A 26,765-nucleotide genomic window follows, 5' to 3' on the forward strand; every position below is an offset into this window, starting at 1 on the left:
ACACCTACGTCTCGATACTGCCGGAAGTGGCCCACCAAGCCGCCCGGGAAACGGCTCGGCTGGTACTCAGCGCCGCGTCCGCGCTGGGGGCGGCCGCTCGGCGGCTGACTCAGCTTTGCCTCATATTTGCCTCATGCCGACCCAGCGCACAGGCACGGCTGGAGTTTCCGCAGGTGGAGAAGCGCGCCCTGCAGGATTCGAACCTGCGACCGTCGGATTAGACGGCGCGTGCTCGAACGCCCGAACGCTCCGCCTGCCAACAGCCATAACCTGCAGTAGGCCTGCCAGCGGTGGGGCGGTGTCCTACGGCGACGGCCCGCTCATGCGCGATTCCCACTCCCCACCAACCGGCGACGCTGCACCACGGGATCACGTGGCGACCCGTTAAGGATCTTGACCGGACGCCGCATCTCTGGCTTGATCATGACGTTCCCTTCTGCCCCTGTTCCTGCTCAGAGCGGAGTACACGTGCGCTTATCACCCGCGAAACGGCCGGACGCCAGCCGGTCGGTCCGCCGATTAACCGCCCTCATGGGCTCCATGACCATGGCGGCCGGGCTTGTCGTCGCCGCGGCGCCCGCGGCCTCGGCCGCCGACTCGATGACCGACCTCGGTGTTCGTCTCAGCCTCGCCGACCACAGTGAGGTGGTCGCGGGAGGAGGCAAGGTCTTCGTGACCGCCGGGGACCGCGTCGTGGTCACCGACACCGAAGGCGCGCTGCTCGGCGCGATCACCGATCTCGCCGGTGTGGATGATGTCGTCGTGACGCCGGACGGCGCTCACGCGTACGCGGCGCTGCCCGACTCACACGAGGTCGTGGAGATCGACACCGCCGCCCTGGCGGTCACCCGGCGGATTGACTTCGCGGCGTACTCATGCCTGACCGACCTGGCACTGTCCGGACAGACGTTGTGGACGGCCCACGGGTGCGACCTGTACACCGGCGGCGTCGTCACCCGTCTCGACGTGTCGGCTCCGGCCTCGCAACCGGTCACGGTTCTGACCGGGCAATCCACCACGCCCACGATCGCCGTTGCAGGAAACACCCTGTTGCTCAGCGCTCCCGCCGCCTCCGCCGCCGATGTCCTGGTGTACGACGTGAGCGCCGGTTCCGCCACGTTGCGCGGTGAGATCGACGGGGGCGCCCCGACCACGAGTTCCCGGCCGGATCTCGACATCACCCCGGACGGCTCCACAGCCGTCCTGGCATTCTCGAGCGGGTTCGAGTCCTGGGACCTCGCGAGCCTGACGAAGCTCCGGGACTACGGCCAGGACCCGACGGTCCGGGGTCAGGTAATCGATTTTGCCGTCAGCCCGGATGGCGACCACCTCGCCGGCGGCTGGTGGCTGGGCGATCGAGGCGTCGAACTGTACGACCTGGCCACGGGAGCGACCACGTACACGCAGAAGATCCCGAGCGGATGGCCGACCCCCAGGATCCTCACCATGGCCATCGCCGGCAACGACGTCTTCAGCGTTCTTTACACCTCCGGTACCACCAACCTGCGCCTGTGGCGGCTGGAGGACGCCACCCTGCTGCCGTCGGCCGTGACCCTGTCGGCCCCGTCGGAAGGTGCTACAGCGCTGGAGCCCGTCACGCTGACCGGCCGGCTCACCCTGCCCGATGGCATGGCCCTGGGCCTGCGGTCATTGCGGGTGACCCGTCGTCTCCCGGACGGGACCAGCACGTCGCTCCGCCACGTCAAGACGAAGACGGACGGCACGTTCTCCATCACCGACACCCCGCCGACGGCCGGAACGGTCGGCTACGACGTGAGCTGGCCCGGCTCCACCACCGTCCGCGGCAGCACGGCGTCGGCATCCGTCGTCGTCGTCCATCAGTCGGCGTCGCTCACCCTGGCCGGCCCCAGGGACCTGGTCCTCGGCAACCGGCTGTACTTCTGGGGCACCTTGAAGTTCGGCGACCACGCGCCCGCCACCCGTCCGTCGGTGACAGTGAATCGCGGAAACCCCGACGGCACCAGCACGGAACTCGGCACGGTGCAGGTCTCCGCGAGCGGAGGCTTCAAGATCAGTGATCTGCCCGATCAGGAGGGCGAGTACATCTACAACGTGCTGTTCCTCGGCGACGATGCCACTACCGGAACGAATGACGGCCTGTTCGTGACAGTGCGGGCCGGGAGCGTCTAACCGAGTCGAGTGAGCGCCGCATCCTCCTCCAAGGATGTGGGCAGGACGCTGATCCTGGTAGGGCGGGTGGGACCAGCCCTACCAGGCCGGCCCCCGCTGGAGACGGCCTTCGGCTCGGCTGTCGGCTGCGGGGGCCGGAGGGGCTGCTCAACGGGAGGTGTCAACCTCGGTCGTTGGGGCTGCACTCCAGCGCGGTGCACAAGGCGGCCAGGGGCGCGGACCGGTCACCCGTCCCCGCCGTGCCCGAACCGAACCAGACCGGGAAGGCACTGCCAGGGTCTTGGCCGCACGGGGGGCGCACCCGCCTGTGCGGTGATCTGTTCCAGACCGGCCGCCGCAGCGTCCCCGTTCCCCGCGATCACCGCCGCATACGTGGTGATGACCGTGGCCAGCAGGTCGGCCAACGCCCGCCGGGTCTCCTCCTGCATCCGTGCCCGCCGGAGCTCCGCGTCGATCTTCGCCCGCCGGTCAGCCTCCTGACTTGCGGAGATGCCTGGCTCGCGAGAGCCCTGCGGGTTTACCGATGGATCTGGACGACCGACCAATCGAAGTCGATCTCCTCGAGGACGCCCATCTCCGAGAACAGCGAGTGAATCCCACCGAAGTCGCTGAACAGGCGACTGCGGCCGGGGCTCTTGCAGTCTTCCAGCATGCTGCGCCCCTCCGCCACGCCCGCCAGGTCCATGATGCGCTCCCACGTACCGTAGTCAGCGGTCGTGTAAGCGGTCAGGGCCTCGAAGGCCGAGCGGGTGAAGAATCGCTGCTGCGCTGGGTCGAGGCTCGGATAGACCTTCTTGGCCAACTCGGCCGCGATAGCCGAGTGGCAGTATTCATCACGGGCGTGTAGCCGTGCGGTGGCGCTGTGCACGGGCTGGATGTCGGGGTCGTCAGCGATCGTGTCGAGGTACGGGCCGATGCCGATCTCGGCGATGGTCGCGAAGGCAAGGGTCGTCAGGCTACGCTGCCAGCGCTCGACAGACCCTTCCCATAACTCCTGGTGGCGCCGCGAGTGCCGCGGCAGCGGCAGCGCGTTATCCGGGTATGGTCTTCCACGTAGCTTTCGCGTGACGGCACTCGCGTTCATGTGCATGAGCGTGTGGTACTGCTCGTCGACCATCGCCTGGGTAAGGCACGTCTCCAGCTCGTCACCGGACAGGGCAGGGAACTCCCCGCTGATGACCAACCCGAAGGCCGGGTTGGCGATCGCCTCTTCGGTCACGATCGTCTTCCGGTTGAAGGCGATGATCGCCCAGGTGAGCACGTCGCTGCGCTGAGCTGGGTCGAGAGCAAGCCAGGTCGGATGGTCGCGGAACGGAAGGATGCTCTCCGGATAGTCAGGGCGATCCAACTCGTACAGGTCCTCCAAACGGAGTTCGTCACGCTTGACGCTCGCGCGGCGGTGCCAGTTGCCGGCGAGCCGCCGGATCACTGCGCTCTCGGTGGCGTCTACGCCGCCGTCGTTGATCGCCACCAGATCTTCGAAGAGCGCTTCGTCGTACCCGTCGCGCTTGATGACGCCCATCAGAATTGCTCCATCTTGTAGTCAGGGCATGGTTGGAAATAGGTGAACAGGCGGTCGTCCCAGAATTCGTGCAAGACGACCAACGGTTCAGTGACCCCATGATCAGGATCCGCTCGGTCCAGCGGGAGTTTCCAGGCATAGGCCGTGCTGGGCGCCATGATCAACGGAGTCCCGGCGAACTCGGTACGTATGGCCGTATGGACATGGCCACACAAGATCCCGACCACTTGGGGGTGGTCGGCCAGCGCGTCGGCGAGTGCCTGAGAATCGGCGAGTCGGGAGCCGTCCAGGTTGGAGATACCGAGTGCGAGCGGAGGCTGGTGGAAGGCGACCACGGTCGGCCCCCTGTACCCGCGCAACGCCTCTGCGAGCCATTCGAGCGTTGCCGCTCCGAGCTCGCCTCTCGAGCTGCCCGGCACAACAGCGTCGCAGAGAAGCACCGTGAGCTCCCCGACCCTGGCTACCTGGTTGACCGGACCGTCCCCTGGCTGGTTCAGCAGCATCCGGCGGATCAGGCGTCGGTCATCGTGGTTGCCAGGGCAGACGAAGACCGGCAGCACCCCCGACAGCGGATCCAGTACCTCCGCGAGCGCCTCGTATTCGCGGTCGAGCCCGTCCTGGGTCAGGTCACCAGTGATGACCACCCCCGCCAGGTGCTCCGCCCGCCGCCGCAGATACTCCACTACGCGGGACGCCCGGGCACCATGGCGCCCGGCCGCGTGTATATGCAGGTCGCTGATGTGGGCGATGCGAGTGACCCGCTCAGTTGGCGACTTCATAGAAGCCTTGCCCGTCGAGGTAACGGGCCGTGTGATAGTCCCGCTCGACGACCCCCGGCACCTCGTGGACCAGATGGACCAGCATGGGGTAGGTCATGTCGTTGATCGAGCGATGCAGCGTGTCCCCTACCCGGGTCCGGATCAGGGCCTCGTCGAAGCTCTCCAGGGCTTCCAGCTCGGCCATCCGCGGATATGCGGCCAGGGCACCCGGCCTAGGTGAGATCATGTTGACGCAGGTGGCGTGGCGCGAGATCTCGTAATCGCGAACCGCCCTCTCTCTGAAGCGGTCCTGGTCGACGTATGCGTCAACGGTCCACTCCAGTTGCGACTCACCGATCGCCTTGCCCGTGAGCACGGGCAGGTCAGAGCCGCAAATCCGGATGCCGGTCTCGATCAGCCGCGGCCCGTCTGGGGTGAGCTTCAACTCTGTGTGTGCGCCGCCGTTGCGCACCCCCAGAGCGTTCAGGACCTCGCCGGCGTATGCGGCCAGCAAGTGCTGCTCCGGCCCCCTTCGGGGCATCAGCACAGACCCGCCGAGCAGATCCTTGACTCCGTTGATGTCTAGGTGCTGGGTCTCCCAGATATCGCAGATGTAGTGGGTTCCGTCCATGCTGACCGAGTTGACGTAGTACTCGGTGCCGCGCAGGTACTCCTGGGCAACGACCCCGTCGTTCACCTGGGTGAAGGCGCTGTATGAACCGGCGAGTGACCGGAAGGCCGCGATCACTTCGTCGGCGGAGTCGCAGAAGGAGACCCCGTCGTTGAGCGCGCTCCGCAGCGGCTTGATCACTACTCTGCCGCCGACCTTCTCGTACCAGTCGAGCAACGTCTGCTCGTCGGTCGCCCGCACCTGCTCGGCGGCCGCGACGCCCGCCGCCTTCACCGTTTCGACCATCTGGTACTTATCGCGGCGGGCGGAGCTGAGAGCGGCTCCGTTGGTGCGAAGACCCAGCCGGTCACTGAGCTGGTCCGCGAGCTCGACGCCGCTCTCCGCCCCCGCGATGACAACGTACGGGCCATGTGCGGCGACCCGTTGGAGTGTCTCCTCCAGGTCTCCGCGGTGCACGATGTGCTCGTAGAAGTCATCTGGCCGGTAGCGGGAGGCGAAGATCGGGGGCGGTTCTGGTGTGCTCTGAACATGCAGGGTCCGGAATTCCCGCTCATGGAAGAGGGGGGCTAGGAAACGGGCGGTCGAGTACGCGTCGACAATCGCGACGACAGGCTGCTGGGTCACGGGTTCCTCCTGTTCAGGGCCGCTCCGATGAGTCCGGAGAACAGCGGATGTGGCCGGGTGGGCCGGGAACGAAACTCCGGGTGTGCCTGGGTGGCGACGAGGAACGGGTGAATCGCGCGGGAATACTCGACGAACTCGACCAATTCCCCGTCGGGGGAGGTGCCGGAAAACACCAGGCCGGCGCGCTGGGCCAGTTCCTCGCGATATCGATTGGTCACCTCGTACCTGTGCCGATGGCGTTCGCGGACGACGGTGGTCCCATACAGTTCGTGGACCAACGTGCCCTCTGCCAGCACCGCCAGGTAACCCCCGAGCCGCATGGAACCGCCCAGGTCGGCTTCGCCAGAGACTGCAGCGACCTGGTCGGCCATCGTAGAGATCACTGGGTGCGGGGTGTCAGGACGGAACTCGGTGGAGTCCGCGTCAGGCATTCCTGCCAGCGATCTGGCCGCCTCGATCACGACGCATTGCAGGCCGAGGCAGAGACCCAGCATCGGAACCTGCTGCTCGCGGGCATATGTCACGGCCGCGATCTTCCCGGCGACGCCCCGGTCACCGAACCCGCCGGGTATGACGATCGCATCCGCATCGTGCAGCACGGTCTTGGGGTTGGGCAGGCAGGCCTCCGCGTCCACCCAGTGGAGGTGCACCCGGGCCTGGTGCGCGAAGCCACCGGCCCGCAGCGCCTCAGCGACCGAAAGATAGGCGTCCGGCAGCTCGACGTACTTGCCGACCACGGCGACGGTGACCTCGTGGAGCGGGTGATGGACCCGCCCGACCAGATCATCCCATCGGGTCCAGTCGATCTCGCCCGCGACCAGGCCCAGCTTGCCAATGACAACACGGTCCAGTCCCTCGGCGTGCAGCGCACAGGGGATGTCGTAGATGGAGGGGGCGTCGATGGCAGCGACCACCGCCTCTGTTTCCACGTCACAGGCTGCAGCGATCTTCTGCTTGAGCTTGTCGGGGATGGCGCGATCGGCCCTCAGTACCAACGCGTCCGGCCGGATGCCCAGGTTGCGCAGGGCCGCTACCGAGTGCTGGGTCGGCTTGGTCTTCAGTTCCTGGGACGCGCCCAGATAGGGGACAAGCGAGACATGGAGGTGGAAGACGTTCCCCGGACCTTCCTCGTGCCGCAACTGCCGGATCGCCTCCAGAAAAGGGAGCGACTCGATGTCACCGACGGTACCGCCGACCTCGGTGATGACGACATCGACGTCGTGCGCCGCCCGCCGGATGTTCGCCTTGATCTCCTCGGTGATATGCGGGATGACCTGGACGGTCTCCCCCAGATAGCCACCGCGTCTCTCTCGTGCGAGTACCTCCGAATAGATCTTTCCCGTTGTGATGGAGGCGACTGAGCTGAGGTCGACATCGAGGAACCGTTCATAGTGGCCGATGTCCAGGTCGGCCTCGGCACCGTCCTCGGTGACGAAGACCTCGCCGTGCTGTAGCGGGTTCATGGTGCCTGGGTCGACGTTGAGGTAAGGGTCGAGCTTCTGCATGGTGACCCGCACCCTTCTGGCGGCCAACAGCGTCCCAAGGCTCGCGCCGGTGAGCCCCTTGCCCAGGGAGGAGACGACCCCGCCCGTAACGAAGATGTACTTCAAGCTCTCTACCTCCCAGGTCACGATGCGGATGACACCAGGGCAGGGTCGGACTCTGTGGCCTTGGGCATGAGCTGCCCCCGAGCCAGCGCACGCTCAAGCCAGGAGCCGGCGAGAAGTGAGGTGGCGATCGCGGTGAGTACCAAGGTGGTGAACAACTGCTGGCTGACGATCCCCGCGTCAAAGGCGAGTGTCGCCATGACGATCCCTGGGCCGCCGCGCGCGTTCATCGCGACCGCCAAGTTGATCGCGTTCTGTGCGGGGCTCCCGGCCAGCCGCGCCCCGACAAAGACCCCGACGATCTTCAGTGCGCAGGCGAGCAGGATGAACCCGATGGTGAACCACAAGGCGAACCCGTGCACCAGATCAAGCTTGAGGCCCACTATCGCGAAGTAAATGGGAATGAAGAACCCGGAGGCGAAGGAGCGGATCACCGTCATGGATTCCGATCCAGTGCGAGGCAGGTCCGTCAGCAGTCCGACAGCGAATGCACCGAAGATCGGCGCCAGCCCGAGCAGGACACATGAAGCGGCCACGCCCAGCGTGAGCACGATCCGGATCGCCACCTGATCAGCGGCGCGGTCGGACACGAGCCGGCGAGTTGGCCGACGTACCTTGCTGACCCCGTACACCAGCAGCAGGAATCCAATCGAGGCAAGCGTGTGGTAAGCGATCGACTTGGTGGTGGAGGAAAGCTGCAAGACCGTGGACAGACCGAATGCGTCCTGCTTCGCATGACTCACCATGCCGAGCGCGACGGCGAGTAGGACATTCAGCACGATGTCCTCCAGCACCGCAACCGACAGAACAACTCGCGCGAATACCGTTTGCATGATGCCCAGATCGAGCATGATCCGGGCGATCACGGGAATGCTGGTGACCGCGAGCGAGCTGATCAGCACCAGCCCCAACGCAGTGCTGTCGTTTGCCGGGCCGATGAGTCCGGAGCCGTCCAGGGACCACGTGAACAGCACGCCCCCGGCCAGAGGTACCACTATTCCCGCTACTGCGATCATGCCGACCATTCGGCCGTCGTGGCGAGAGAACACTGTCCTCATCTCCGCACCGGCAAGGAACATCAGCAGCAGCATTCCGATCTGACCGACCAGGCCGAGCCCGCTGGCGACCGCTCCGGTCCGGGGAAACAGCCATGCCTGTGCTTCAGGAGCGAACATGCCGAAGAGCGTCGGCCCAAGCAGGAGGCCGCCGAGGATCTCCCCGATCACTGGAGGGTGGCGGAACCGTTTGAACATCCGCGCGAACAGGTTGGCTGAGCCCAGCAGGATTGCCAACGCCGCCAGGATGCCGAACAGGTCACCGTCGGTGATGCTCACTATGGTCTCCGGACATCGAGGCTGAACCGGGACGCCACAGCCGAGGAAGATCCGGTGTACTTGCCGTCGTAGTTGATCGCGGAACCCTGCATCGCCCAGAAGGCAAGCTTTCCGATGATCATTCCGGGGTAGACCCGGACGGGATGGGCGACCTTGATCTCAAGCGTCCAGGGGAAGACCGCGCCGCTGTGTCCCAGCGGGGCCGAGTACTGGATCCAGATGCCAAGAGTCGAGGCCGACCGGCAGGCGTAGAGCGTGGCCGCGTGGTGGGGGCCGCCCATCGCCTCCATCGTGCTACCGAGGTAGAGTCGGCCGGGTTCGAGAACCATCCCGTCCGAGCCCATGATGGTGTGCACCGTCTCCCGTGGTTCGTAGCAGTCGATGACCTCCTGCTCGTAGGTCAGGATGTCCTCCGCCAGCCGGAAGCCGTAGCTGTTGGGCTCAAGCCTTTCGGCGTCGAAGTCATCGATGTGGATACGGCCGACCTCGACCTCGGCCAGGATCTGCGCGCCGGTGAGGATCACAGCCAGCCCTCCAGGACTTCGCGCACGGCGGCACGATGCCCGTCCAGATCACCGCTGTTGTGCAGCTCCAGGTCCGCCTCGATCTCGTCCAGCCGGCTGGTCGAGCGATCGGCGCGTGTCGGGTCGCCCCGTTCGGCTAATCGCTTCTGCCGCAGGTCCTCATCGCAGCGAACCCGCAACACCCGGAAGCCCAGGGCACGTAGGGCGACGGCGTCCACCTGCGGGTCGCGCAAGTCGTCATTGACGATCACGTCCGCGTCGACGGTACTCAGCCTGACCGTGAAGTCATCGATAAAAGCGCGCGGGTTGATCCGGCGTAGGTTGTCGGCCAGGTCCTCCATCAGGATCTGGTCTTGCGCTCCGGCGCCCACTTCCCGGCCCGCAGCCATATACACCGAGTCCTGCAGGTCGTACAAGGGCTTCGCCAGTTTGACCCTGGCGTGGCTGAGGCCTGCGGCGGTCGCTGCCTCCTCCAGCAAGGACGCGGTCGTCGACTTCCCGCTGCCCGCCAGGCCGATCACGGCGATCCGAAGGCCTCCGCCGCGCAGTACCCGGTCAGGGTCCACATCGAGGGTGCCGCGCAGTCGGATCATCGCCACCGACGGAAGAACCTCACGGAGGTCGGCGAGCGATCGGTAGAACGCGCAATAGTCCGGTACCAGGTGGGACTGCCAGGTGAAGAACGTGGTGTCCACCTGACGGTCAACGATCTTGTTAAGGTGAGCCCAGCGCTCGGCCTCTGACCGTAGCGGCCAGGTAGTGAGCGGCTCGCCGGGCCGCACCTCGGGCAACAGGATCGCTGCGAGCCGCCGCGGCTGTGCCGAGAATTCAACCCCCAGCCAGCCCTCGAAAAGGTCCGGATCGATGAGCACTTTGTCGGTCGCGGCCCGCTCATCGATTCCGGGGTCCACCTGTTCGCGGACCAGCCGCTCCAGCCGGGCATCGGCTCGGATGGTGCCCACACCGACGTACGGGTAGTCACGCCACGGGTAGACCTCGATCTTCTCGCCAACGCGGCGGCAGAACAACTTGTCGCCGGTGAAGTAGGACCAACCGGGACGGCGCAGCGCCGACAGCATGGTCGTCGTCTTACCCGCGCCCTTCGCCCCGGCAATGATCACGGCTTCATCGCCTCGGACCAGCCCGGAGGCATGCAGAACCACGGTGCCGAGGTCCTCTTCGGTCCGGATGATCAGATCACGCAGGAAGTCGATGACCTGGATGGCGGAGCCCGCAGTGATCCGCAGCCGGAACAGCCCGTCCGACCGGGCGTCCTTCGGGACGTCCACCAAAGTGGCGCGGTTGACGTAGAGGCGGCGGTCGCCCTCCTCTACCACATGGGCGTCGAAGTTGAACTCTGCCGCGTTGCTGCGGCGGATCACAGACTGCTCGGTGTCCCAGATCCGCCGGTCAACGTCAGCTTCGGGATCGTACGCATCCACCTTGATCGTGAACGTGGCCGACCGGTCCGAGACCGGCACCAGCAGATGCCGGAAGAAGCGGCGGATCGGCTGGAAGGCGGGTTCAGCGTCGGGTGAGATCTCGAGCCGGATCACGGTGTTCAGGAATTCGAGGTCAATTATGGTCATTGGGTTCCTTGGCAGAGGCGAGGGCGGACAGCAGGAGGTCTGCGTGAGCGCGTAGCGACTGCGCCCAGATGGGGTCCAGCAGCGGGGCCAGCCCGTCGATCCCGAGATGAAAAGCGATGTTCAGTCCGACCCAGGTGCCGGCACAGTCCGGGGCGAACGTCCAAGTCACGGCCAAGGAGTCGAAGTCGCCTTGGGTCTGTGTGAAGACCAGCCGTTGGCCTGAGGTAGTGGCCTCCCGCTGAGTCCAGCCCACCCGGCTTCCGTTGAGCAGGACGCTCCAACGGGCTGTCCCGTCCGATTGCGGCTCGACCTCGAGCACATGAGGCGCGAGCGTCGGCAGGCCGATACCCTCCCGTGCGATCTGGCGGAGTTCGGCCGCCGACGCGGGGACAAAGGCCGTAGCGGAGATCTGAGGCATCACGCCTCCTTCATGAACGGAGCGAGGAAGCCGATGTCAAGACCGGCCGCACGGGAGAGCACAGCCCAAGAGCGCAGGGTCACCAGCATGTCGCGCTGTCCCTGCGCGATCAGACGGTCGGGCAGCTCGCCAGGGAAGGCTTCAAGCAGCCGCTCCCAGAACACGAAGATCTCGTCATGGGAGCTGGGTCCCCCGAACTCCTCCGCCAGGGCGAAGATCTCGATGAGGTCGGTCCCAGAGGCCTGCGCGACCTCCTGCAGCCCGTACTCCAATCCGAGCGCGAGGCAGTGCGCGTCGGCCACCGGGACTCGTCCTGCGAGCCGGTTGTCCACGTCGACGAGTTGCTCCAGCAGTCGCAGCTTGACGGCACTCTGCATCTGCGGCTGATCAGTCCCGCCCTCAATGTCCTCGATATAGGAGCGGCCCTCGGCCAGCATCAGCCAGGCGGCCTGGACCCAGGCCTCTACCGCCGCCGTGACGGGCCGTGCATGCCCAGCCCTGACCTGGGGGAAAACCGAGATGTCCGCTGCGTTCATGCGCTCGTTCCTCCGGTGTAGTCGATCCGCTGGGCCAAGGCGCGACCCCGCAGGGCGCGCAGCAGCACTCCGGCTTCGCGGCCGGGGATGGCCCCCAACCCGGTGAGGGCGTACGGTCCAGCGGGAGCCTGGCCAGAAGCAGGCATTGCACCGTCCGACGTCAGCAGCAGCTCCGCGCCGGGCAGGAAGGCATACCGGTCCGCGCGATCGGCCGGGTCGAAGGCGACACTGACCGAATGGGTCTGCGCGGTGAGGGCTGCCGCCTCCCTCACCAAGGCGAGGTAGTCGGCGGCGATCCGGGCATCCGGCCGGGTCAGGGCGGAGGCTACTGTCACACGCAGCCGCTCCACCTCCGCACCGAGCGCGGCGAACGAGGCATCCGCCCAGCCCTGCTCTGCGACGAGCCGAGTCCACCTGAGCAGGTACCACTTCCGGGTGGTGTAGACGTCACCGTGGTGGGAGAGGATCGCGTCCATCAGGAACAGGAGCGTGTTGATCGCATAGCCGACCCGGCCCCGCAGCTCGCCGGCGGCTTCGGCCAGGGCGAGATGAACCGCCTGCTCGATCGAGCTCTGCAGTGCCGCCCTGCTCCACACGGCCGCCAGTGCCGGCAGCGCGGCGACATAAGGCATCTGCCCATCGAGAGTCACGCCGTTGATGATGCGCTCGGTCTGTTTGCGCCGAGGTTCCCGATGCTTGTCCCAGCTCCGGAAGACCTTGACGATCTCTTCCGGGGGACGAATGGCCAGGTCTGTGAGCTCCTTGAGGTTGGCAGCCAGCTCCGCGGCGGAGAATGAGACGACCTCCAGATGTTCACCCCACTCGAAGATCTTGGTGGAGATCCGGGCACCTTCCAGGGGTTCGTCCTGGATTCGAATGAAGTCCAGGTCGCTGGTCGCGTTGGCGAGACCGTGCACCGGCGAGCTGGTGATCAGGAGCTGTCCGGGGCCGACTCGCTCATCCATGAGTGCGCCGAGCGCCGCCGGATCCAGCTGCCTGCTTCGCAGGAAGGTCGTGACGTTGGCGTGCCTCTGCTCGGCCAGCCGCGTCGTGGAGAGATTCATGAATCGACTTTCTGGAGGGAGCTGAGAAATCGCCGTCGCACCAACTGGGCCGCGAACGTGTTATCGACTTCGCCCAGGTGACAGCGGGCCTCGATGCCGGGGCCCGCAACCGCGAAGGTGGCCAGTAGCCGGTCATCTCCGGTGTTGACCACGTGGGCACCCGGCTTGGCCGCCGGCCGCACCACAGGACCGGCCCCGGCTGGCGCGGCGGTCGGCTGGTAGTCGTCGTGCAACTCGACGAAGATGACCGAAGGAACGGCTCCGTCTGACAGCGGCACGCCATGCTGGTCCAGGAACCGGGCGACGACCGGACGACCGGAGTCGGGATCGATCACCTCCTGGAGCACAGCCATCGCCCTGGCCATGGCAGGTCCGGCCTCTTGCGGTGGGACCACCCCGTACGGGCGGTCCAGGGTGTTGACGCAGAGCGAGCCATTGTTGGCAGGGTGGTAGACCACACTGGACCGGGCCGGGTCCAGGGCACCCGCCGCGTCCCACACGGCCAGGCCCGCCTCGATCAGGGGCTCGTTGAGGTGGACCAGTTTCGCGCATCCCACGATGCCGTGGTCGGCGCTTAGGATCACGGTGTCGTTCTGGTCGGCTCGGTCCAGCACCCGCCCGAGGAACTGATCAGCCCAGCCGTAGGCCTGGCGCACGAGCTCCCACAGGGCAGGGGCGCTTTCGGGGCGGAACATCCCGCTGCGTTCGTCGCACCAGCCGATGAACTCGTGCCCGACATCGTCGGTGATCGGAAGATAAAGAACGACGAGATCGGCTTCATGGCCGGCCAGCGTCCGCTCTGCCGCCCCGATGAACGCCCGCGCCGCGCACTGGACCGCAGAGAGAAAGACCTCCTCCGCCGCACCATCGCCGCCTTCGACCAGACGGGGACCGAACACCCCAGTCCGGTAGGAGGGACCGAGACTCTCCCCGGCGAAGACCGGAGCGGTGCGCATCGCCTCGACCAGAGCCAGGTCCGCTCCCGCAAAACGGGCGTGGTAGAGGCCGGTATGGGCGAACAACCGATCGCCGCCCGGCTGCTCCAGACAACGAATCCAGGTGCCGAGACCGTCAGAGAACCGGCGCTCGACCCACCCCTCGGCCGAGCGCACCAGTCGGCCGTCGAACAGCAGCCCGCCCGGCACAGCTTCAAGCCTGTGCCCCTGCCATTGCACCTTTGCTCCGGCGGGGACCGGCAGATGGCCAGGGCGGGCGATTCGCCCGCTGAAAGCCTCGACAGCGGCGTCGACCCAAGGCGCCACGGCGCCATCAGCGTCGAACACCCATGGGACGTGCACAAAGGCCGCCCGCAGACCGAGCTCCGCCCAGACCGGCGGCATCAGCGGGAATTGGGGCCCAAAACCCGAGCTCATCCCGGTGACCGGCCCGTCCCGGTCCGGAACGGGAAAGCCGGTCACGCCGTGTCGCTCCGTCCCTGTCCCCGTGAAGAGAGTCGCGAGGGAGGGCGGGGTCTGACAGTTGGGGCGCGGTGGCCTCGCAGCGGCGAAGCTCCCCGTTGCCCGCAGCCTCCGTACCGCCGGCAGCGACCCCTCGGCCTCCAGCCGGTCGACGATCCAGGCCGCTGCGGCATCCCAGACCACCCAGTAGACCGTCATCGCGGCCCGGCCAACAGATCGGGCAGGTCCACGATCGAGTCGATGGTGTGCGAAGCACCGCCGGTCAGCCCTTCGGCTTGTTGATCGGCGAACTTACCAGTCCGTACCTGGACGGTGACAGCCCCGACGGCGCGGCCTCCGACGATGTCGGTGGTGGCATCATCCCCGACGACGACGCAACCGGTGACCGGGGTCCCGGCCGAATCAGCGGCCAGGGTGAAGAACTCGGCCGACGGCTTGCCCACGACGACGGCCCGACAGCCCGCGGCGTACTCCAGCGCGGCGACGACCGCCCCGGTGTCAAGGTGATCGCCGTCTGCGCGCTTGAAATAGCGGCCGCGCTGCAGCGCCACCAACTGCGCTCCCGCGCGGAGCGCGCGGAACGCTCCGTCGAGAAGGCTATAGTCCAGGGTGTCGCGGCAGTCCCCCACCAGCACATGCGTGCAGGGAGCGCAGGCTACGGCTTTGAACTCAGTGCGCAGAGCCTCGGCAACGACCAGATAAGCGTTCCCTCCAGCCGCCTCGAGCAGCCGTTGAGCTGCGACCACCGGGGTGAACAGCTCCTCCTGCTGGATCCTCAGCCCGAAGCCCTCCAGGTCTGCGGCGACTCGGACCAGAGGTTTGGAGTCGGTGTTGGTCAGGAACCGCAGCACGTGGCCTTGCTCACGCAGCGCGGCGACCGCTGCCGTCGCGCCCGGGATGGGCTCACCCTCGGCGTAAAGCGTTCCTTCCAGGTCGAGCAGGATCGTGCCCACCTCAGCGCACCGCCAGGGCCAGCTCGGGGCGGGCGGACACAGAGTCCTTCAGGAAGGTCCTCTTCGAGTAGAAGCCACGCTGGTCGTTCAGGCCGCGGGCTCGAAGGAACCCTTCCAGCCACTGTGCGATCTCCGCCATCTCATCCAGGACAGCGGCCTCGTCTGCAGCGATTGCAGTACGGCTGCGCAGGTACTCCAGTTCGCACTGGTGCAAGACGACGTCGGGGGCGTCCAACAGGCTGCAGTGGTCGAAGAAGATCCCGTATACGTGTCCGGTGGTCACGGACTCGAAGTTGACGTCGTAACGGACCCGACGGAAGGAGGGCAGCCGGACCGCCTCAACGCCTAGCACGTTGGTGATGTAGTCGCCGAACTGCTCGACCTCGACACCGTAGGTGTGGCTCTCCCTGCGCTGGAAGGAGTCCTCGGCGTACCACTTGCGCTTGACCAGATGCTTGCCGTCGGTAGTGGGGATGAAGGAGACGTATCCCAGCTCTGCCGCGGGGGCGGTGATCTCGTACAGGTGGTTCAGGTAGTCCCACGCTTGGAACTCATCGCGGTACTCCATGACGTAGCCGGGTAGGTCGCCCGCTAGCAGGCTCCGATAGAGGTCCAGGTTGGCGGTCCATATGTCCACGGGGGGAGTGAGTGTGTACTTGTACTCGAGCTCTTGGCCGGCGAAGCACTTGCGGTAGTACCGCTGGTGGTTGTTGAGGAACAGCGCCTGCTCGCTGTGGAGCCGGGCTGCCTCGGGCAGCCAGCGCAGCGAATCGGCAGGTTCGGCCAGCGGACTCGAGGTGATCCGGATGAAGCACGCGTCTTCCTCAAGGAATCGGATCTGGGAGTACACGTGCAGCCCGTCGCCGGTGTCGCTCAGGTAGAACAGTGGGACGATCGGGCCGTCTCCCAGCAGGCTCCGGACCTCCTGGCTCGGCCGCATGCCGGGGAACAGGGCGACCCCCTCAGATCTGACCCGGCAGTCACCAGCGATCAGCTCGACCGGGCCGAGGTCGGACCAGCGCAGCACGAGGGTGTTGCCCGGGGCCTGCAGCTCCAGCGGAATCAGGATGAGCGGCTCGTCCGCGCGCAGCGGAGCTGTTCCGTTAAGGACGTGCAACCCGCCCAGAACCAGCCAGCAGTTGCTCTCTGTCACGTTCAGTCTCACTTTCCGCCCGTCACAGTGACGGTCCCACCGCTGATCACTGCATGTCCTTCGCTGGGCAGGCCCTGGGCCGCCACCGCTGGCAGGCGGGCCTCCCGCAGCAGGATGGCCAGGTGGCCGAGGGTGGAGCCCTGATCGAAGACGAACCCTGCGACCTCACCGATGAGGACCGAGAGCACGGCGTACGGGCGAGAGGCCCGGACGATCGGTGGCTCCGAGCAGGCCCGGACTCGCGCGATGATCTCCGCGAGCCCTTCGTGGCCGGACAGGTCCTGCGACCTGTCAACACTGACTGCCGGCCCGATCGACAGCCGGCTGAGCACTTCGTCTTCGTCCAGGTCGAGCAGCGGCCCAGCGGCGGTTCCCGCCGAGATCACACGCGCGTCGGCGGAGTTCAGGGCGTCCCCGCCCAACAGCGAGTAATCGACGAAGAACAGCTTCCCCGACTGTCGCACCCACTCAAGAGTCATCGGTCCGTACCGGTCACTCATGGCCCCGGTGAACTGGGCAAGCTCGCCTATATGGGCGTTGATCGGGTTGTCGGCCGGGTCGATCTGTCCGTCACGTATCATCACCGCCGCGGCGCCCGAGGTGCCGCGGTTGAGTGCCATGAGGCCCTCAGGGGTGTACTCGACGATGAAGTCGTCGCCGACCCGCCGGGAGATGATTCCCAGATCGCCCCGAAGGTAGTCCCGAACGATCACTGTGTGCAGCCGGGTGGAGTCCGGTCCTGCTCCGGTGGTCTCGGCGAGCCGGTCGAGAAGCTCCGCCTTGTGCACCACGATCTGCCGGAGGGTTTCACCGAAGTCCAATACGCACTCGTCGGCGCCACCCTCGTCGATGACCTCACGCAGTCGACCACCGGTCTCCGCAGCGCTCAGGCCACGCCCGTTGAAGTGGACGACCCAGCCGTGGCCGACACCGACACCGCATTCGACGGCCAGCCTGTGCACCGGCCCACGCTTGGCCGCATAGCCGCCATAGATTGCGGAGACCTCACCGAGATCGACGGAGGCGGGTATCTCGTCGAAGTACAGTCTGTAGGCATCAGCAACCGGCTCGTCATGGCAAGGGTTCTGCTGGGACGCGGCGGTCTGCGGCCGGACCTGGATGAGGTGCACCCCGTCAACGTCGGCGGCCCACTCGACGTCCACGTCATAGCCCTCGGCCGCGCGGAGCGCCTGTACCAACCGCACGACCTCGGCCAGCGCAGGGACATCACCGGTGAGCTCAGCCGATTTGGCAAGGACCGGCACGGCAACCCCGGCGACCAGAGAGTCGGCCAAGCCTTCGACATATTCGATCACGACCCCGTCCTCGGGGTCGGAGAAGGCGACCCCGGCCAGCTCCGGCCGGATCATCCTCTGGACGATGACGGCCAGCCTGGGTTTATGGGAGAAGTCGCCCGCGCGGATCCGGGCCGCCACAGCGGAGGCCTCGTAGTAGGAGCGCCAGCACTGCTCGACCGCCTGGGCCACCGCATCAACGCCCTGTACATTCAGGACCGTGGTATGGATCCCGGCCAGGCTCGAGCCGGCGGTGTCCTCGTCGAGGCCGGAGGAGCGGACGGCGAACTCGACGCTCTCGTCATCGCCGAATATGTCGGCGATCCGGATTGCCAGCAATTGCCGGGCCTGTTCGGTCAGGTGCACCCCGGACACGATCTTGTGGATGTCCATCAGGGAGTCCGTGAGGAATGCTCCCACTGTGGCTCGAAGGTCATCGAAGGCTGCGGCCAACCCGCGGCGCTGGTCGTCACTGAACGCTCCGTCAAACTCCTCGGCTGAGATGCAGAACGCGTCAGGGACTCGGAAGCGGCGACTGTGCGCCGCCAGAGCGGCGAACTTCGGTCCTGTCGTAGCGGGGTCGACGCTCGCCCTCAAACCGACGAAGCGCTGCCGGGCGAACTGCTTGTGGAAATCCTTATGGATGTCGCTGCGTCGGGGTCCGGTCGCGCCCTGGTACTTACCGTCGTAGAGTTCGATATCTCCCTGCGGTCGCCACCACATCATCTGACCGATATTGATGCCCGGATAGACCCGGATCTTGTTCATGGAGTAAAGTTGGAGCGTCCATTGGCCCTTGTACCCGATGTCGCCCAGACTCGCCGACAGGTTAATGAACAGCCCTAGCCTTGCCACCGATGAGCGTGCGGCGAAGGTCGGCGCATAATACTCGCTGCCCAGGACCTCGATCGTATGCGCAAGATACAGCCGACCAGACTCAAGGACATATCCTTCGTCGGGGATCTCGATCTCGTCGCACTCGTTGCCGTGCCGAGCATCCAATGGCATGTCCCGATAGACGCATAGCGTCCGACCGAGTCGGAAGTTGTAGCTGTTCGGATTCACCTGCTCGGGAGTGAAGGGCTCGATGGTGATACGACCATTCGCCCATTCCCGCTCAATCTCGGCACCCGTGAGGATCACTGTCCACCCGCCCTGAATCTTTGCTGGGTGAACAACATCCCCCCGTGGAGTAGCGCAGCAGTATCGCGCAGATGACGCACCAGATCAGTACAGGACGGCAGCGGCTCCGCTTCACCTGGACCGCAGGACCAGCCGCTATCGACGACCACTGGCGATACCTGCGCGATACGGATGACACGGGATGATTACTGACTTAACAGCCGATCGCCCCCTGGAGAGTCACCATTCACGCCCAAGGACAACGGCCCCTGCTCATCCTTATCGTGACGGGCCTTCAGAAGTACCGTGAGTACCTACTGGCGAGCATCAACACCCGCTACCGGATCCATCTATTCACTCTGACCCCGACCACTTGGGAAGATCCTTACCTGGTCGGCAGCACCGTCGTCGCGGCGACCGACACCGACACACTCACCGTGGCGGCCGCCGAGCTGAATGCGCGTGAGCCGGTCAGTGGCGTGATCTGCTGGGACGAATCCCGGGTCCACCAGGCAGCATGCGTCGCCGAGAGCCTCGGCCTCCCACATACTCCTGCCGAGGCAGTGTGGCGCTGCCGCGACAAATACCAGGGCCGCTCCGCCCTGGCCCTGGCCGGGCTTGCACAGCCGGAGTTCGCTCTGGCCGGGACCGTCGAAGAGGCCTTGGCCGCAGCCGAGAACATCGGCTATCCAGTGGTGGTCAAGCCCCGGGCCGCAGCGGCCAGTTATGGCGTGTCGCTGGTGCGCTCTGCCGAGAAGATGGCCGAATCCTTCGCCTTCGCGGACCAGGCAACCGTGGCCCATATGCCGGAGTTCGACCAGTCAGTCCTGGTTGAGGAGTATCTCGCCGGGCCCGAAGTGAGTGTGGACTCCGTAGTCGTCGGTGGGCGCGTGACACCGCTGTTCGTCGGCCGCAAACAAACCGGCTACCCGCCCTACTTCGAGGAAACCGGCCATGTGGTCACGAACCATGACCCGCTGCTGCGCGACCCCACTTTCCTCAGCTTGCTCCAGGACACCCACACTGCGCTCGGCTTCACCCACGGCTGGACTCACGCCGAGCTGAAACTCGACCCGATCCTGAAGGTCATCGAGGTGAACGCCCGGCTCGGGGGTGACATGATCCCTTATCTTGGGATGGCCGCCTCAGGGATCGACCCTGGCCTGGCTATCGCCGCGCTGGCCAGCGGCACGGAGCCAGTGCTCGAGGCGCAACGCGACCTGGTGGCGGCGATCCGGTTCTTCTATCCCGAGCATGACGACACCGTTATCGACAGCGTGAAGTTCGACGCTGCGGCACTGCCGGCCGGAATCGACCGAGCATTCGCCGTCGTCATGCCCGGCGACACCGTCTCCCCACCACCGCGCGGCCTGCTGCTGGGCCGGATCGCGTACGCCACCGCGGTCGCCCCGACCGCGCAAGAGTGCGTGGCCGCCCTCGACCAGGCGGCCAAAGCACTGCAGATCAGGGAAAGGACAGAGGTCCGGTGACCACCCACCCCCCTGCGACCCACGCCGGGAAAGTCGGTGTACTCGCGACCTTCACCGAGTCCCCGTTCGCCGTGAAGGCGCTTCTCTTCGGTGTTCTGGTCAACAAGCTGGGTTCGTTCGTCCAGGTCTTCCTCATCCTTTTCCTGACCACCCGTGGTTTCACAGGGGTCCAAGCAGGGATAGCACTAGGCGTCTACGGTGCCGGCTCCGTTCTAGGCGTGCTGATCGGCGGCACGCTGGCCGACCGCATCGGCGCCCGGATGACCATCGTTTTGGGAATGTTGGGAACTGCCGTACTTCTCGTCGCTGTGCTGCACATCCGCTGGTACGCGGGGATATTAGCGGCGGTGGCTCTGGTCGGGATGATCAGCCAGGTCTACCGGCCGGCAGCCTCCTCATACATCGCCGCGCTGATCTCAGGCGACCGGCAGGTGATGATCACCGCGATGTACCGGCTGGCGCTCAACCTGGGCACCACCGCCGCTCCGCTGCTCGGAACGGCACTGGCAGCAGTCTCCTACGAGCTGCTGTTCTACGGCGAAGCGGTCGCCGCCCTCTGTTACGCCGTGATCGTCCTGGTGGCCTTGCCGCGCGGAACCGTCGCATCAGTTGCCACCCCTGCCAGCCGCACAGGTGGGTACTTGGTGGTCCTGCGTGACCGCCGCTTCGTGGCCTTCATGTTCGCTGTGATGCTCAACTCGGCGGTGTACATCCAGTACATGAGCACTCTTCCTCTTGCCATCCGCGAGGCGGGCTTCAGCACCTTCTGGTACGGAGTCATGCTCGCGATCAACGGTGCGATTGTGATCTGCTTCGAGCTGCTGATGACCAAGCTCGTCCAGACGTGGCGGATGCGACGGGTGGTGACAGTCGGCTTCTTCTTGCTGGGCGCCGGTATGGCCGTATACGCGCTGCCTGGCGGACTGGCGGTGTTCGTCATCGGCACCCTGCTCTGGACACTCGCCGAGATCATCCAGGGGCCGTCAATGTTCGCCTACCCCGCCCTCGCCGCCCCCCCTGAGAGCAGCGGGCGCTATCAGGGTGCCACCCACGCGATGTTCGGTATCGGAACCGCTGTCGGCCCCGCTATCGGCGTCGTCCTTTGGAGCACCCTCGGCAAGCCTGCCTGGATCATCATGGGCGCGATCTCCGTGCTGGCCCTCGTCCCCGCTTGGTATGCCATCGGCAAGGACAGGTGACGTTCACTGGCCGAGCATGGAATGGATCTTCTGATGAACCGCATCGCGCAATGGGTGGTTGAGCTCTTCTAGGAGTTCCTGGGCCTTGCGCCAGAGTTGCAGCGCCCCGACTGTATCCCCAAGCTCTTGTCTAAGGTCGCCGTACCTGCTCAAGGTCTCGGCCTTGTTATAGCGGTGCCTGAGCCGGGGAAGTTGCTCGTCCATGGGAATCACCTGCCGATAGCATTCCTCAGCCGCATCAAGGTCGCCGCTGCTCTGGTACGCGTAGGCGAGGCTGTCCCATACGTCGGCCTCGCCGGCCAGGTTTCCGGATTCGCGATTGAGGGTCAGTGCCTCGCGGCAGGCCGACACAGCCGTGTCGTAATCGCCGAACGATGCGAAGTACCAACCCAACGCATTGCGCGCCTCGGCCTGCCCGCCCGGGTTGTTGTCCTTGGTGTGCAGATCGAATGCCCGCTCGGCGTGGTGCTGGCACTCGTGCTTACGGTGACGTCTACCGCTGTACACGCTGAGACGGTGATGGGTCCTGGCCTGTCCGCTGATGTCGCCGATCTCTTCGAACAGGGCGAGCGCGCGGACCAGTTCTGGCTCGGCGTCTTCGCCTGTGGGATCCAGCAAGTCGGCGGCACTCCCGAACTCCAGCCGCGCGATGCCCTCAGCGTACGGATCGCCAAGGGCACAGGTCACATCGACCGTGTTCTTGGCCACCCGGTACCAGTCGTGCCAGTGGCCGAGCCATTCCAGGAAGGGAGCGAGCCCCTCGACGATCCGCCACATGTGGTTGGGGAAGCCGTCGTCCTGTGCCTTGAGAAGTGCTGCGATGATCGAGCTCCGGTTGTCCTCGAACCAAGCTCCAGCCTCGGCCACCGTTTGGAAATGGGTCGTGAGCACTCCGCGCTGCAGGGTGGGCAGCGGGGTGAGGCGGCGGGTGGGCATGAGCAGTCCCACAGCTCTGTGGATGTTGTGGAGGTAGTAATCCAGCACACGGTTGGAGGCCAACCGTCGGTCGGCCTCTAGCTCCTCCTGGTTCACGACCTCCGCGGCGAAGCTGCGTACCAGGTCGTGCATCGAGTACTGCCCCGGTCTCACATTCTCCACCAGGTGGTTTCTCGCGAGGTGGGTGAGAGCTTTGTGCGTGTTCGCCAGGGACATCCCGGCGAGAGTGGCCGCCGCCGCAGTGGTCACCTGATTTCCATGATGGAGGCCGAAGAAGCGCAACAGCCTACGTCCATCGTCAGTCAGGTGCCGGTAGGAGCCGTGGAGCAAGGACCGCATGCTGGTCGCGGTGTCGCCGGTTTCGCCGGTTTCCAACCGGTCCAGCGCGCTCAGCGTCTCCTCGAACATCTCTACGAAGTCCGCGAGTCGCAACGATGGCTGGCTGAGGGTCATCGAGGCCAGGATGCTGGCCGCAAGCGGAATGCACTCTGACATCGCGACCATCGTGGATATCGCCTCGGGCTCAGCCTTGACCCGCTCGTCCCCGACGAAATCCTCGATCAACTTGGCCGTCTCGTCCATCCGCAACGGTCCCAACCTGATCGACTGAGCGCCGGTACTGACCAGGAGACCGGTCAGTTGGTTGCGGCTGGAAATGACAGTCAGGCAGCCAGACGAAGCGGGGATCAGGGGAATTACCTGCTCGGTGTCCCTGACGTTGTCGAAAATCAACAGCACCCGTTTGTCCGCGAGCACACTTCGGAACAGGGCCGCCTGCGCCTCGAGCTGTGCCGGGAATCGACTTTCCGGAACGCCGAGCGCGTTGAGCAGGGACCGGAGCGCGGTCTCCGGCTCGATCGGATTGTCCGAGGTCTCGAAGCCTCGGAGGTTGAGGAAGAGCTGGCCGTCAGGGAACAGATCTGCCACTTGATGTGCCCAGTGCACGGCCAAAGCAGTCTTGCCGATGCCCCCGATGCCGCCGATCACCACGATGGAGGCAGCCGTCCTGTCCTCTCGCTGAGTCTGACTCAGTGCTCGGTTGAGTACTCTTAGCCCGTCGACTCGTCCTGTGAAGTGACATGGGGCTGCGGGCAGCTGTCGGGGTACCATCGCGGGCGACTCGATCGCCTGCTGTCGGACTTCTGGTTCTTCACTGGCTTGCGGCGCGACCAGGGTTTCGTCGTTCTTGAGTATCGCCAGATGCAGTTGCTGCAGTTCGAGCCCCGGCTCGCTTCCCAGCTCCTTGATGAGCTCGCGGCGAATCCTCTGGAAGGCGGCGAGAGCGTCACCCTTACGCCTACTGCGGTAGAGGGCCGTCATCAACTGAGCCCAGAACCGCTCACGGAACGGATGTGACTCGACAGCACGCTCGAGCTCCAACACGATGTCATCGTGATGCCCGAGCGCGAGCTGGGCCTCGTAATGCAGCTCCAGAGTCCGCTGATAAAGCTGCTCGAGGTGGGGCAGCTCGCGCTCCCGAAGGCTTGCGGACGGCACCTCGGTGAATGGCTCGCCAGACCAAAGCCCAAGCGCTCGCTGCAGCTCGCCTGCGGCCGTCCCCCAGTCGCCCTCCCGTACGGCGGACCTCGCGCTCATCGCGTGCCGTTGAAACATCAGCAGGTCTACCTCATGCACCTCGGCTCTGATCTGGTAGCCCTGCGGCCGGGTTACGATCCTGCCGCCCAGTTCGTCGCCCAGTGCTTGACGCAGCCGCATCACATAGGTGCGCAGAGCCACTCTGGCGTTGTCCGGAGGGTATCTGCCCCAGAGGACCTCGATCAGGTGTTCCACCGACAGAGGCTGGTTCGGTTTTGCCAAGAGGGCGGCCAGTAGCGCGCGCTGACGGCCGGAGTTCACGGGAATCGTTCGATGGCCGTCGCGGATACTCAGCGGCCCGAGTATCCGGGCTTCCAACCGTCCCCCAATCTTTCCCCATTATCCTGACGCAACACTTTTGTTGTCAATATTTCCATGATAGGGGTACTACTTTCGTAGATCTAGTAGTACTGGCATCACGACACGCTTCGAACTTTGGCAGACATTGAGGTTTTTTCGACGAAAGAGATCCGGACAGATCGAATTCGAGTATCACAGTTGGCCAGAAATAGGTGTTGAACCGTCGGCGGAAGAGTGTCTTGCGACAGATCAACCTCTACACGGAACGGCTCCACATGATGATCGAGTAAACGTCATTACCCGCCCTTGAAAGGCCCAGCGTGGAAAGTGTGGCCGCGCCCGCACGCTACGCACCGAACTCGGCCGACGTTGAGAGCATCGAGATGTTGTAGTAGAAGGCGCCCAGGTCGGATCCGCCGAGAGTGTTCTCCGCCAAGGAAGTTGAACCCGGACCCGGTGTTCCAGTTGATGATCACAATGTTTCGGCCGTAGGGCTGGGAGTACGCGCCGTTGTAGGTGGACTTGAAGGGGTACTCGTCACAGGACCAGACTCCCGGAGCCGTGGGTTTGGGGTGCCCCGGTGGGCAGGCCGTGTTGTAGTTGCGGTCGATGATGGTCTCGTTCTGGGTCCTGGTCAGGATGTCCGTCATTTTGTATTGGTTGATGGCGAGCTGGAGGTGGCGGGCATACGACGGATAGCGTGACGACAGGACGTCGTGCACCGGGCGGAACGAGTCGTAGACGCAGCCCTTGGGGTAACCGGGCAGCGCGTCGTCGCAGCGATGCACGGGCGGCGCCGTGATCGAGGCGTTCGTCGTCGGGTTGACCCACGCCGAGTTGGCGAACCAGTACCGCATCCCACCGTGTGCACCCCACTTGTAGCCGCTGAGCGGGCTGTGGAAGTACGTGATGGTCGAGTGGACGCGGCCAGGAAGCGCTGACCCGCCGACCAGCCCGCTGCTGGACACCGTGCAGCTGGTGAGGCATTCCGGCTCGGCGTAGACGAAGCTGTCGAGCACCGCCGGGATCGCCGGGCCGGCGACGGAGTTGGCCTGGTAGTGCCATGACTGGCTCCAGCTCAGCGAGCTGTAGTCGAGGGTCGTCAGGCTGGAGACGGTGAACTGTATCGAGCCGATGACGACCCCGTTGGGCACCGTGAAGATGAGCAGGATGCCGTCCTCGATCACGCATGCGGCCGCCCGGCTCAGCGTGGGGCTCCCGCCGCAGATGTCGGCGGCGATCCCGGCGCCGGTCGTGACCCGGTCGGCTTTCCTCGTCTGCTTGCGGATGCAGGTGGCGTTCCCGGACTTCCCGGCCGCGGCGAGCGTCGCCGCGTGCTGTTTGAGGTCGGTGCCGCATTCCTGTGCGACGGCCGGTTCGGGTGCGGGCCTGTCCGGTTCCGCCGTCACCGGGGTGGCGGGGACAAGCAGGGCTAACAGTCCTAAAGCGACGCTCGCGATCCCCGCTGTCCATCTGACCACGGGTCACTCCCTTCGTAAAAGAACGTCGGGCGAAGAAAAACACCAGCCTCTGGACAGGCTCTGGATGTTCGTTGACCGTCGCCATTACACTGTGGCGGTGCTGGTCGTCCAGGTGCTCGGCCGCCTGCGGGTATGGCACGACGATCGCGAGGTCGATGCCGGGCCGCCCGCCCGCCGTCTGATGCTGGGAGTCCTGGCGCTCAACGCCGGGCGGCTGACCACCCGGCGGGAGCTGATCGAGTCGCTGTGGGGCGAACGGCCGCCGTCAAGCGCGGTCAACGTGCTGCACACCCACACCAAACACCTGCGCCGCCTGCTCGACCCGCGGCACAGCCCGCGCGACCAGGACGGCGTGCTCTCCACCGTCGGCGACGGCTACCTGCTTCGCCTGCCGGAGGCCGCCCTCGACCTGCTGCGCTTCCGGCGTACGATGGCAGCCGCGCAGCAGGCCGAGAGCGACGGCGACCCGGCGCGAGCCGCCGCGCTGTTCCGCGAAGGGCTGCGGCTGTGGGAGGACGACGACCCCCTGTGCGACGTGCCGGCGCTCGAAGACCACCCCAAGGTGTGGGGCCTCAAGGCCGAGCGCCGCCGAGCGCAACTGTCCTACTGCAACCTGATGCTGCGGGCGGGCCACGCCGCCGAGGTCATCCCTGCGCTGGCGGCGCAGGGCGCGGCGAACCCGCTCGACGAAGCGGTGCAGGCCACGCTGATCCGCGCGTACCAGGCGACGGGCCAGCGGACGATCGCCTTCGAGCGGTACGAGGCCACCCGCCTCGTGCTGGCCGAGGAGCTGGGCGTGGAGCCGAGCGGGGAGCTCGAACGGGCGCACCGGCAGCTGCTCGCGGAGCAGGAATGCCGTGGTGTGCCGAGGATTCCGCGGCAGCTCCCGGCGCCGGTGCCGGACTTCACCGGACGCGCCGGCGAGCTGGCCCTGCTCGACGCCGCGAACGCCTGCCGCCCACCGGGGATCGCGGTCGTCTGCGGCACCGCGGGCGTGGGCAAGACGGCGCTCGCCGTCCGCTGGGGTCACCACAACCGTGAGCTGTTCCCCGACGGGCGCATCC

Annotated in this window: 21 protein-coding genes; 4 read left to right on the top strand and 17 right to left on the bottom strand. The window is 65.8% G+C overall.

What is annotated here, in order from left to right:
* Nucleotides 1-540 precede the first annotated feature (540 nt).
* A complete protein-coding gene (locus ABEA43_RS60475; protein WP_345577410.1) occupies nt 541-2,151 on the top strand; it encodes a hypothetical protein in 1,611 nt (536 codons plus the stop codon).
* 224 nt (nt 2,152-2,375) lie between these two features.
* Here ABEA43_RS60475 and ABEA43_RS60480 read toward each other — a convergent pair whose 3' ends face one another.
* The 15 genes from ABEA43_RS60480 to ABEA43_RS60550 form a co-directional block, all read right to left on the bottom strand.
* Nucleotides 2,376-2,579 (bottom strand): hypothetical protein, encoded by a 204-nt coding sequence (locus ABEA43_RS60480; protein WP_345577413.1) that lies wholly within the window; start codon nt 2,577-2,579, stop codon nt 2,376-2,378.
* A gap of 89 nt (nt 2,580-2,668) precedes the next feature.
* Nucleotides 2,669-3,673 (bottom strand): diiron oxygenase, encoded by a 1,005-nt coding sequence (locus ABEA43_RS60485; RefSeq protein ID WP_345577416.1) that lies wholly within the window; start codon nt 3,671-3,673, stop codon nt 2,669-2,671.
* On the bottom strand, nt 3,673-4,452 hold the full coding sequence (locus tag ABEA43_RS60490) for a phosphodiesterase (RefSeq protein WP_345577420.1): 780 nt from the start codon (nt 4,450-4,452) through the stop codon (nt 3,673-3,675). Before ABEA43_RS60490 ends, ABEA43_RS60485 begins: the two co-directional genes overlap by 1 nt.
* Nucleotides 4,436-5,686, bottom strand: a complete 1,251-nt coding sequence (locus tag ABEA43_RS60495; RefSeq protein ID WP_345577423.1) for an ATP-grasp domain-containing protein — start codon at nt 5,684-5,686, stop codon at nt 4,436-4,438. The genes ABEA43_RS60490 and ABEA43_RS60495 overlap by 17 nt, the downstream gene beginning before the upstream one ends.
* Entirely contained in the window at nt 5,683-7,296 is a 1,614-nt protein-coding gene (pyrG, locus tag ABEA43_RS60500; RefSeq protein ID WP_200823957.1) for a CTP synthase, read from the bottom strand. Before pyrG ends, ABEA43_RS60495 begins: the two co-directional genes overlap by 4 nt.
* Nucleotides 7,297-7,313: 17 nt before the next feature.
* Nucleotides 7,314-8,627, bottom strand: coding sequence for a cation:proton antiporter (locus tag ABEA43_RS60505; RefSeq protein ID WP_345577430.1), 1,314 nt, complete (start codon nt 8,625-8,627; stop codon nt 7,314-7,316).
* Nucleotides 8,627-9,151: a dCTP deaminase gene (locus ABEA43_RS60510; protein WP_345577433.1), complete on the bottom strand. Its 525-nt coding sequence runs from the start codon at nt 9,149-9,151 to the stop codon at nt 8,627-8,629. Before ABEA43_RS60510 ends, ABEA43_RS60505 begins: the two co-directional genes overlap by 1 nt.
* Complete coding sequence (locus tag ABEA43_RS60515) at nt 9,148-10,740, bottom strand: AAA family ATPase (protein ID WP_345577436.1); 1,593 nt, start codon at nt 10,738-10,740, stop codon at nt 9,148-9,150. The genes ABEA43_RS60510 and ABEA43_RS60515 overlap by 4 nt, the downstream gene beginning before the upstream one ends.
* Entirely contained in the window at nt 10,727-11,158 is a 432-nt protein-coding gene (locus ABEA43_RS60520; RefSeq protein WP_345577439.1) for a type II toxin-antitoxin system RatA family toxin, read from the bottom strand. The genes ABEA43_RS60515 and ABEA43_RS60520 overlap by 14 nt, the downstream gene beginning before the upstream one ends.
* The gene (locus ABEA43_RS60525; protein ID WP_345577442.1) at nt 11,158-11,694 is read right to left on the bottom strand and encodes a DUF6031 family protein; all 537 of its coding nucleotides are present in this window, start codon (nt 11,692-11,694) and stop codon (nt 11,158-11,160) included. The genes ABEA43_RS60520 and ABEA43_RS60525 overlap by 1 nt, the downstream gene beginning before the upstream one ends.
* Entirely contained in the window at nt 11,691-12,758 is a 1,068-nt protein-coding gene (locus ABEA43_RS60530) for a DUF6001 family protein (RefSeq protein ID WP_345577445.1), read from the bottom strand. Before ABEA43_RS60530 ends, ABEA43_RS60525 begins: the two co-directional genes overlap by 4 nt.
* A complete protein-coding gene (locus ABEA43_RS60535) occupies nt 12,755-14,374 on the bottom strand; it encodes an alkaline phosphatase family protein (protein WP_345577448.1) in 1,620 nt (539 codons plus the stop codon). Before ABEA43_RS60535 ends, ABEA43_RS60530 begins: the two co-directional genes overlap by 4 nt.
* Nucleotides 14,371-15,129: a TIGR01458 family HAD-type hydrolase gene (locus ABEA43_RS60540; RefSeq protein WP_345577451.1), complete on the bottom strand. Its 759-nt coding sequence runs from the start codon at nt 15,127-15,129 to the stop codon at nt 14,371-14,373. The genes ABEA43_RS60535 and ABEA43_RS60540 overlap by 4 nt, the downstream gene beginning before the upstream one ends.
* A gap of 1 nt (nt 15,130) precedes the next feature.
* Nucleotides 15,131-16,282 carry a hypothetical protein gene (locus ABEA43_RS60545; protein ID WP_345577454.1) on the bottom strand — a complete coding sequence of 384 codons (1,152 nt, stop codon included), beginning with the start codon at nt 16,280-16,282 and terminating at the stop codon, nt 15,131-15,133.
* Nucleotides 16,283-16,290: 8 nt separating this feature from the next.
* The gene (locus ABEA43_RS60550) at nt 16,291-18,720 is read right to left on the bottom strand and encodes a PEP/pyruvate-binding domain-containing protein (RefSeq protein ID WP_345577457.1); all 2,430 of its coding nucleotides are present in this window, start codon (nt 18,718-18,720) and stop codon (nt 16,291-16,293) included.
* A gap of 263 nt (nt 18,721-18,983) precedes the next feature.
* On the opposite strand from ABEA43_RS60550, the gene ABEA43_RS60555 reads away from it, so the two are divergent.
* Together ABEA43_RS60555 and ABEA43_RS60560 are read left to right on the top strand one after the other, a co-directional pair.
* Nucleotides 18,984-20,189 carry an ATP-grasp domain-containing protein gene (locus ABEA43_RS60555; protein ID WP_345577460.1) on the top strand — a complete coding sequence of 402 codons (1,206 nt, stop codon included), beginning with the start codon at nt 18,984-18,986 and terminating at the stop codon, nt 20,187-20,189.
* A complete protein-coding gene (locus ABEA43_RS60560; RefSeq protein ID WP_345577463.1) occupies nt 20,186-21,388 on the top strand; it encodes an MFS transporter in 1,203 nt (400 codons plus the stop codon). Before ABEA43_RS60555 ends, ABEA43_RS60560 begins: the two co-directional genes overlap by 4 nt.
* Nucleotides 21,389-21,391: 3 nt before the next feature.
* Here the strand turns inward: ABEA43_RS60560 and ABEA43_RS60565 are convergent, their stop codons facing one another.
* Together ABEA43_RS60565 and ABEA43_RS60570 are read right to left on the bottom strand one after the other, a co-directional pair.
* The gene (locus ABEA43_RS60565) at nt 21,392-24,181 is read right to left on the bottom strand and encodes an AfsR/SARP family transcriptional regulator (RefSeq protein WP_345577466.1); all 2,790 of its coding nucleotides are present in this window, start codon (nt 24,179-24,181) and stop codon (nt 21,392-21,394) included.
* Nucleotides 24,182-24,516: 335 nt separating this feature from the next.
* Entirely contained in the window at nt 24,517-25,701 is a 1,185-nt protein-coding gene (locus ABEA43_RS60570) for a hypothetical protein (protein WP_345577469.1), read from the bottom strand.
* A 97-nt stretch (nt 25,702-25,798) separates the two neighbouring features.
* Between ABEA43_RS60570 and ABEA43_RS60575 the strand changes: the two genes are divergently transcribed.
* The coding region (locus ABEA43_RS60575) for an AfsR/SARP family transcriptional regulator (protein ID WP_345577472.1) at nt 25,799-26,765 on the top strand (967 nt) is incomplete at its 3' end.

The organism is Nonomuraea rosea (assembly GCF_039539705.1).
GTDB lineage: Bacteria > Actinomycetota > Actinomycetes > Streptosporangiales > Streptosporangiaceae > Nonomuraea > Nonomuraea rosea.